This is a genomic window from Nitrospira sp. BLG_2 (assembly GCF_049222245.1).
The window spans coordinates 1-8,568 of sequence record NZ_JBLYIG010000127.1; the positions used below are offsets into that span (position 1 = coordinate 1).

Consider the following 8,568-nt stretch of genomic DNA (forward strand, 5'->3'; position numbering starts at 1 on the left):
CATGAAAGGTGTCGCGTGCCTGATCGTAAAGCTTCAATCGAACTTGGGCGATTCCCAATTTGAGCTTGGCATCCCCGCGGAGTGGCGAAGATGGATCTTGCGCCAAGAACTTTTTCAACTCTCCGATCGCCTCCGGGTGCAGCGACTGTCCCAAGAATGCCTGGGCTCGCTCGTAATGCATCTCAGGCGCCGGCGCCCATGAGACCCCCCCAATATTACCTCTAAGTAAAATGTCGGCTTCCTTAGCTTCTCTTGTTTGCGGAAACTTCGTCCAGAGCTGCTTCAGCGTTTCTCGTCCTTCCGTCGATTGATTCTCCCGGAGATAACAAGATGCTAACCGCAACCATGCTTGAGGAATTTGCGGGTCTTTCTCATTGACAGTGACGGCCTTGACGAGCCAGGCAACGGCCTCCGGACAGCTGGACGCCTGATACCACGCTTCCCCGGCGCGGAGCGCTACCAGATTCAGTAGATTGGAATCGGGGACCGCTTGCGGCACTCCTTCAAACATGCCGGCCGCCTCCTTGGCCTCCCCCAAGCGCAGCAACGCCTCTGCGATCCAGAATCGGATATAATCGTCGAGTACGGGAAAGTCCCGCTGGGCTGCCCGAAGGTATGGCAGAGCGCCTGCGGGATTCCGATCGATCAAAATCACGCCGGAAAGTAACCCGGCACGCTTGGCCCACAGAGTGGCTGGAAATCCGTCCATCACGTTTCGGAGACGTTCTAACTTTATCGCCACCACCTGATCTTTCGTTAACGTCTGCCCCAGACGCTCCTTCGGCCAGATCGCCGCAGCAAAACAATCCTCCGCGGTCGTACAACCATTGGTCGTCGATTGTTCGGACGTCTCAACTTGCGCCGTATGTCCGTCGCTTAAGAGGACACCTACGAGCGCGAGCGCCAGGCCGGACACAACTGCCAGCCCATAGCCACCGGTTAAATCATAAATATTGTAGGTCTTCATGACGGCTCGTTCGCGTTCATTATATACAGAGCCGTGGACAATGGAAGAAGTTTCAGGACCGATGATGACATGGGCGTATGCGGCAGGGCCGCCGCTATGATAGGCTCCTAACTTCGAATGATATTTGCCGACTCGCCAATGATTCCACCCCGTACCGCGACAACGCTCTTGAGCCTCACCGAACAACAGATGGTGAAATTTGTCCGTGCGCAGCGCTGGCCGGACTACCGCGCAAAGCAAATCTTGCGTTGGATCTATCAACGACGGCTTCGAACTATCAACGAGATGACCGATCTCCCTATGCACGACCGCCTGACACTGTCTCAATCAGCCACGATCGGGCGCTCGCCGCAGGTCAAGGTCCTGTCGTCCCGAGATGGAACGCGCAAATTGCTGTTGACCCTAAACGACGGCATGTCGATTGAAGCCGTACTGATTCCGGACAAGGAGCGGCTGACTCTCTGCGTGTCGACTCAGGTCGGGTGTATGTTGGATTGTGGTTTTTGCCTGACCGGACGAATGGGACTTCAACGCAACCTCAAGCTTCACGAAATCATCGATCAGATTCTCACCGCACAAGATTTGCTGAATTCCGATGAACAGATTACAAATCTCGTGTTTATGGGAATGGGAGAGCCTCTGGCCAATTTGGACAATCTCAAGGCAGCCGTAACTGTCTTGACCAACAAGCCGTGGGGTCTTGGATGGTCGCGTAGACGCGTGACAGTATCAACGGCTGGACTGGCATCCCGTCTCCCGGACGTTGCGGCGCTTGGCGTGAATCTCGCCATCTCGCTCAATGCCACCACCGAAGAACAGCGGCGAGAGTTGATGCCTGCCGCCAGCGAAATCGCTTCACTGAGATCTCTCCTGGCTGCCTGTCGCCGCTATCCGCTCGCCTCTCACCAACGGCTGACCTTCGAATATGTACTGCTCGCCGATGTAAACGATCATGAGGCTGATGCCCGTCGACTGGTGCAATTGCTGAGAAGTATCCGGTGCAAGGTCAATCTGATTCCATTCAATGAATTCCCCGGCAGCCCTTTTCATCGCCCGCCCGAACGGGCGATTCTTCGCTTTCAATCCATTCTCCGCGACGCCGGCCTTGATGCGTTTATTCGAAAGAGCCGTGGACGAGATGTTTTCGGCGCCTGCGGACAACTTGGAGATATCTCGGACCACCGCTCTTCCCTCACCTTGACACCTACCGAAACTCGTTGCTAGCATGATGAATTCCCCTTCATCATGATCATGAGGATTATTCAGTATCACTGGCGCGTCTACTTCTTGGCGGCGCTTCTCGTCGTCTTCGGCTCGATCTCAACCTCGCTCGGGGCGGAGACGAGCGAGTACATCCTCTCAAATGGTATGAAGGTGCTGCTGGTCGAGGTACCCAAGGCTCCAGTGGCTACGGTGCAGGTGTGGTACAAAGTCGGTTCGCGAAACGAGGTCATGGGACGGGCGGGGCTCTCGCACATGCTCGAGCACATGATGTTCAAAGGCACGGCCAGATATCCGAAAGGTTCGTTTTCACGAATCGTCAGGAAAAACGGCGGGATCGATAATGCGTTTACCGGACAAGATTTCACCGCCTATTTTGAGAATCTCGCAGCCGATCGTGTCGGACTGGCCCTCGAACTGGAGGCCGATCGAATGCAGGGCCTCACGCTCGATCACAACGAATTTCAAACCGAGCGCGACGTCGTAAAGGAAGAACGCCGTCTCCGATCCGAGGATGACCCGCAGGGTGCGCTGGTTGAAGCGCTGTTTGCCCACGCCTTTCTCAGCCATCCCTATCATTGGCCCGTCATCGGATGGTTCGCCGATCTCGATGCAATGTCTCTCGAAGACTTGCAGCGCCACTACGATACTTTTTACTCTCCCAACAATGCGACCTTGGTGGTCGTGGGCGATATTAAGGCCGAGTCTCTCCTTCCGACGATCAAACGTCTGTTTGAGCCGATCCCCAAAGGGCCCTCACCCAAGCAAACCCTCACGCCGGAACCTGAACAGCGGGGCGAGCGCCGGTTTCTCCTGAAGCGAGAAGCCCAGGTACCGTTTGTCATGATGGGGTTTCGCGTGCCCAACTATTCGAATGAGGACTCGTATGCTCTCGAGATTCTCGAGGCGATCCTGTCTCACGGGAAAAGCTCCCGCCTCTACCAGAGTTTGGTCTATGACCAGAAGAATTCATTGGCCGTCGGTGCCGAGTACAGTGTGCTGCAAACGGATCCCGGCCTGTTTTATTTCTACGCATTGGTGAATCCCAGCGCGAAGGTCGAAGGGGTCGACGAATCCCTCCAGCGTGAAATCGTGCGGCTCCAGAACGAGCCGCCGTCCGAGCAGGAGCTCCAGCGGGCCAAGAATCAAGTTGAAGCGGCGCGCGTCTTCGAGCAAGATTCGAATTTTCGCTATGCCATGTTGATGGGGCAAGCGGAATCCGTCGGCGCGGGCTGGCGCCGGATCGATCAATTCGCGGAACATATCCGCGCGGTGACGGCAAAGGACATTCAGCGTGTTGCGAAGCAATATCTCATCCCGGACAAACGGACCGTTGGAATTCTCATTCCTTTACCCTCGCCTCCTCCTGAGTTGCCCCCCACAGCCGTGCATGAAGGGAAGTCATAGGACACCCATGGCGACCGATCGGAGACTCCAGAAGCACCATCCCCCTTCCCTGCTATCCATTCGACGGTGGCGAGTAACCGTCGTGGCGTTGGTCCTGTGCGCACTGTGCGCGCCGCCAAGCGATGCAGCGGACATTTCACCCACGAGATTCACCACGTCGAATGGAATGACCGTTCTCGTGTTGGAACAACATTTCCTTCCTATCGTTGAAATTCATGCCCTCATTAAGGCCGGCTCGGCGCAGGACCCCACCGAAAAGGCCGGCCTGGCGAATTTAGTCGCCGGGCTCCTCGATGAAGGCACCACAACCAGATCCTCCAAACAGCTGGCAGAACAGATCGACTTTGTCGGAGGTTCATTGGGAGCCCAGGCGGACGAAGATTTCACGACCGCGTCGGCGCGCATCTTGAAGAAAGACATCGACCTGGGGTTCACGCTCCTCGCCGATGTTCTTCAGCGCCCCGTTTTTCCCAAACAGGAGTTTGACCGAGTCCGAGCGCAAATCCTTGGAGAAATTACCAGCGATAACGACGATCCCGGGCATGTCGCCATGAAAGCTTTCAATCAATTGGTCTTTCAGAACCATCCCTATCGTTGGCCGGTGAACGGGACTGAGGAAACGTTGGGCAAGATCACATTGGCGGATGTGCAGACTTTCTACGCCAAGGAATATCTTCCCAATCAAGTCATCCTCACCATTGTCTGTGACGTCACGGCGGAACAAGCGACGGCACTCGTCCAAACCCATTTTGGATCCTGGAAAAAAGGGGCAGTGCAATCCAGAACGGCCAAAAAGCCGGCTGTCATCGACAAAAAGGTCGCGCAGCTCATCGAAAAGGATCTTACGCAATCGACCATTGTGATAGGTCATTCCGGAATCAGTCGGACCAATCCGGATTTTTACGCCGTCACAGTGATGAATCATGTATTAGGGGCCGGGGGGTTTTCGTCACGACTCATGGATACCATTCGGGATAAGCAAGGGCTCGCCTATGGCATTACCAGTCATTATGACGCCCGATTGATGCCCGGCTCTTTCTGGATCAATCTTCAGACCCGCACTGAAACTACCAATCAGGCCATCAACGGAGTCTTGACTGAAATGAAGACGATTCGAGAGGCCCCGGTCAGTGATCAGGAATTAGCCGATGCCAAAGCATTTTTGATGGGCAGCTTTCCTTTACGGCTGGATTCCACCGCGAAGTTGGCGCAAGTCTTGGCACAGGTGGAATTTTTTGGGTTGGGGTTCGACTATTTCAGCCATTACCCTAAATGGATTGAACGAGTGACGAAGGAGGATGTGCAGCGCGTGGCAAGGCAGTATCTGGACCCACAGCGCTACGCGCTCGTCGTGGTCGGCAACATCGCGAAGGCGAAAGTTCGTCACTAGCAGCTGAAGCGCGCTCGCCATGCAACCGTCTCTTATCCAACAGAAGCTCGATCGACTCCGAACTCTTTTGACGGAGATGGGCTCGGTCGTAGTGGCCTATTCAGGTGGAATCGACAGCACCTTCGTTCTTAAGATCGCACACGACCAACTCCACGCAAAAGCGGTCGGCATCACGGCCATCTCACCGACGTTTCCAGCGATTGAATTGGAAGCTGCCGAACGGGTCGCTCGGGAAATCGGTGCCCGCCATGAAACCGTACAGACGGATCAACTGACCATTGATGATTTCGTGAGGAACGACGCGAATCGTTGTTTTCATTGTAAGACCGACCTGTACCAACTTCTTGGACAGGAGCGGCAATCAAGGGCCGCCGCGTTCGTCGTCGATGGGACCAACTTGGACGATCTGGGTGATGACCGTCCCGGCATCAAGGCTGCTCGGGAATGGGACGTGCGCAGCCCGCTCGTTGAAGCCGAACTGTCGAAAGCCGATATCCGCATCCTTGCCAAGGAATGTGGGCTCTCGAATTGGGACAAGCCGGCCGCTGCCTGTCTCTCATCAAGAATCCCGCGTGGGATCGTGATCACCAGCGAGCAATTACGCCGTGTCGAAGGAGCGGAAGCAGTGCTGAATCGTGAGGGATTCCGTCATTTTCGAGTGCGAAATCACGGTGAGATCGCTCGAATTGAATTGGCGCAGGACGAACTCCCTCGACTCATGGAATCAGACCGGTGTGCAGAAATCAGTGCGAGACTGAAAGCGCTGGGGTTCAAATTCGTGACGGTGGATTTGGAGGGATATCGGCCAGGTGGAGTCACCCTGAATTGACTCCACCCACAGATCACGACATTTCAGCGTGGATGTGATTTCGAAAGAGCCTCAAGCGCTTCGTCTGCGAATCTTCGTTGGTCGGATTCCGTCAGACTCCGCTGCACCACTTTTTCCGCCACCATAAGAGCGAGTTCCGTCGTCTGGGTCCGAATATCTTGTAGCGCTTTCCGACGCTCTTGCTCGATCTCGCGCGTCGCATCGCCCTTGATACGCTCAGCCTCAGCGGTCAACCGTTGTTCGTTTTCATCGAGCAACCGTTGCGCGCGTTCCTTTGCCGCTGCGAGAATGGCTTCGGCTTCCTTCCCCGCCGCATTGAGCTTGGCTTCATATTCTTTGAGTCGCCGCTCGGCTTCGGAACGGTGCTGCTCGGCCTGATCGAGACTGTCTTTAATTTTCTTTTCACGCTCTTCCAAGGCGCTCAAGATGCCGGGGAATGCATACTTGTAAAGCACAAACAAGAGGATCCCGAACGAGATGACCTCCCAAAAAATCAATGAAGAAAAAAAATCAGATTCAAACTGTGGCATAGTTCATATCAGAAAGGCTGAGGTTGAGGTTAAGAATTTCGCTCAACCTTGACCTAAACCTCTCCTGCTCCTATTTCCGGAAGCCCATGATAATGAAGGCAATGACCAAGCCATACAGCGCAATGGCTTCCACCAGCGCGAACCCGATCCACATATATTTCGTGACGCGAGCTTCTGCTTCAGGCTGGCGTGCCACCACCTCGATCATCTTCCCGAAGATGTAACCGATCCCCACACCGGCCCCGGCAAATCCTGCCGCGGCACATCCCATACCGATCAACCCTGCTGCTGCTGAATCCATTATGGCTTACTCCTCCCTTGGCTAAACCCGCATGCGCTAATGCGCGTGCTCCTCATGGCCGTGTAAATGAAATGCGTCTCCCAAGTAAACACACGTCAAAATGGTAAAAATATAAGCTTGAATGAACGCGATACCAAACTCTAGTCCGTATATCGCCACCGTAAACACAAAAGGCAACCACCCGATCAGCAATCCCCCTCCGATCGTAAGGCTGAACAAAACGGCGAGCATCACATGGCCTGCCGTCATATTCGCAAAGAGCCGGACAGCCAATGAGATAGGCCGTGCCAACTGACTGATGATCTCGATCGGTATCATCAGTGGCAACAGCCATCCGGGCGTACCCGGTGGAACCAGTATTCCTAGAAACTTTGCCCCATGCAACCAGAATCCGACGACTAAGCTCAGTCCATACACCAGACAGGAGAAGACGGCCGTCACGACAATCTGACTGGTGACCGTGTAGGTGCCGGGAATCAATCCGATATAGTTTGAAAAAAGAATAAACACAAAAAGAGTAGCGACGAGCGGGAAAAACCGCATGCCGTCTTTCCCCATCGTATCGATGATCATGTTGCGGATGAAATCCACCATCATCTCCGCCAGACTCTGCAATTTACCAGGCACCAGCTTGCGCGATGATCCCGCAATCACCATGATCATCGACGCGAGGGCGACAACAATCCACATGAAGACGACGGCCTTATTGATGGAAATATCCAACCCGCCGACCGAAATCGGGATCCAACTATGAAGTTCGAACTGATGGAGCGGACTTTCTTCCATGACTATCCCTACCTATTCGCGTTATCCGGCGGGCCTTGCCATCGCTGTGCGGATCGATAGGCGGTCCTCATTCCTGCCGCCAGACCGAAGACCAGCCCAATGACGAGTCCCCACGGAGTTGTCCCGAGGAGATACGTATCGACAATCCATCCAAGTCCACCCCCGACGATTAGCGCAGCCAGCAGTTCCGTTCCGATTCGGACGGCCTGACCGAGCCCCGCGTATAAGGGATCATGTGGAGGGGGCATCCCAAACCCACGGAAGGCGAGAGCACGTGAGCAAAACTCCGCCCCTGATGGGGTGCGCAATTTAAGCAAACCCATCCTTGGAATGTCAAGCGGTTAGAGGCCTATGCTCACGGAAATCGCTACGGTATAGTGATCTTTCTTTACGTATTGGAAACGTACCGACCATGCCGAGAACCTTACCGTCGTCAATTCCATTTTTGCATGGTGCTCCTTCGCCTCTCGTCCTGACAGGCCCGTCTCCCTCGGCAAGTCCGTTTGAGCTGTACGCGAAAATCGCCACGACCCGGCGCCCCTCGTTTCTCTTTGAGAGCGGCAACGGTGAGGGTGCCATGGGACGATATTCGTACTTTGGCGTCGATCCCTATCAGACAGTGCATGGAAAGAGCGAGGCGTTTGTGTGCCGATCGATTCAAGGCCGTATCGACACAGGCACAACTCCGTTCCAAAGCTTAGCGCACTTCCTGAACCGTCAACGGATCGTTCGTCCTCCCGATGTTCCGCCATTTTTCGGCGGCGCGGTCGGCTACCTGAGTTATGATCTCGCCCGCCAATTCGAGAGACTGCCTTCTTTGGCCTTCGATGACCTTGCCGGCCCTGATCTGGAGTTCGCATTGTTCGATCTTGTGGCGGCGATCGACCATGAGCGGAACCGTCTGGTGCTCATGTTCTGTCCACCGCTTGAACGATTTTTGGGCGAGCCTCGGGAAAAGCTGTTTCGCGAAGGGAAGGATCGACTGGCCGAATTCGAAGCCCGCTTGACCAGGCATGATAAGATGGACACTTACTGGAATAATCTCGGTTGCCCAACGTTTACGCCGGAGCAGGACCGGGCAATTTATAGCCAGAACGTGAGACGTTGCCAGGAATACATTGCAGCCGGTGACATCTA

General features: G+C 54.8%; 10 protein-coding genes. 5 read left to right on the forward strand and 5 right to left on the reverse strand.

Annotated elements, in window-relative coordinates; genetic code table 11:
* Window positions 1-967: tetratricopeptide repeat protein (locus ACOSYY_RS03670; protein ID WP_421660914.1), on the reverse strand; the 967-nt coding region annotated here is incomplete at its 3' end.
* 138 nt (window positions 968-1,105) lie between these two features.
* Here ACOSYY_RS03670 and rlmN point away from each other — a divergent pair.
* The 4 genes from rlmN to larE are packed head-to-tail and all read left to right on the forward strand — an operon-like array spanning window position 1,106 to window position 5,814.
* Window positions 1,106-2,191 (forward strand): dual-specificity RNA methyltransferase RlmN, encoded by a 1,086-nt coding sequence (gene rlmN / locus ACOSYY_RS03675; RefSeq protein WP_421660915.1) that lies wholly within the window; start codon window positions 1,106-1,108, stop codon window positions 2,189-2,191.
* 21 nt (window positions 2,192-2,212) lie between these two features.
* Complete coding sequence (locus ACOSYY_RS03680) at window positions 2,213-3,595, forward strand: M16 family metallopeptidase (protein WP_421660916.1); 1,383 nt, start codon at window positions 2,213-2,215, stop codon at window positions 3,593-3,595.
* A gap of 7 nt (window positions 3,596-3,602) precedes the next feature.
* Window positions 3,603-4,985: a M16 family metallopeptidase gene (locus tag ACOSYY_RS03685; RefSeq protein WP_421660917.1), complete on the forward strand. Its 1,383-nt coding sequence runs from the start codon at window positions 3,603-3,605 to the stop codon at window positions 4,983-4,985.
* Window positions 4,986-5,004: 19 nt separating this feature from the next.
* A complete protein-coding gene (larE, locus tag ACOSYY_RS03690) occupies window positions 5,005-5,814 on the forward strand; it encodes an ATP-dependent sacrificial sulfur transferase LarE (protein ID WP_421660918.1) in 810 nt (269 codons plus the stop codon).
* A 23-nt stretch (window positions 5,815-5,837) separates the two neighbouring features.
* Here larE and atpF read toward each other — a convergent pair whose 3' ends face one another.
* The 4 genes from atpF to ACOSYY_RS03710 form a co-directional block, all read right to left on the reverse strand.
* Window positions 5,838-6,344, reverse strand: a complete 507-nt coding sequence (gene atpF / locus ACOSYY_RS03695) for a F0F1 ATP synthase subunit B (protein ID WP_421660919.1) — start codon at window positions 6,342-6,344, stop codon at window positions 5,838-5,840.
* 70 nt (window positions 6,345-6,414) lie between these two features.
* Window positions 6,415-6,645 carry an ATP synthase F0 subunit C gene (atpE, locus tag ACOSYY_RS03700; RefSeq protein WP_421660921.1) on the reverse strand — a complete coding sequence of 77 codons (231 nt, stop codon included), beginning with the start codon at window positions 6,643-6,645 and terminating at the stop codon, window positions 6,415-6,417.
* Window positions 6,646-6,681: 36 nt separating this feature from the next.
* Entirely contained in the window at window positions 6,682-7,431 is a 750-nt protein-coding gene (locus ACOSYY_RS03705) for a F0F1 ATP synthase subunit A (protein WP_421660922.1), read from the reverse strand.
* An 8-nt stretch (window positions 7,432-7,439) separates the two neighbouring features.
* Window positions 7,440-7,748, reverse strand: coding sequence for an AtpZ/AtpI family protein (locus tag ACOSYY_RS03710; RefSeq protein WP_421660923.1), 309 nt, complete (start codon window positions 7,746-7,748; stop codon window positions 7,440-7,442).
* A gap of 95 nt (window positions 7,749-7,843) precedes the next feature.
* On the opposite strand from ACOSYY_RS03710, the gene ACOSYY_RS03715 reads away from it, so the two are divergent.
* Window positions 7,844-8,568: chorismate-binding protein (locus ACOSYY_RS03715; protein ID WP_526023275.1), on the forward strand; the 725-nt coding region annotated here is incomplete at its 3' end.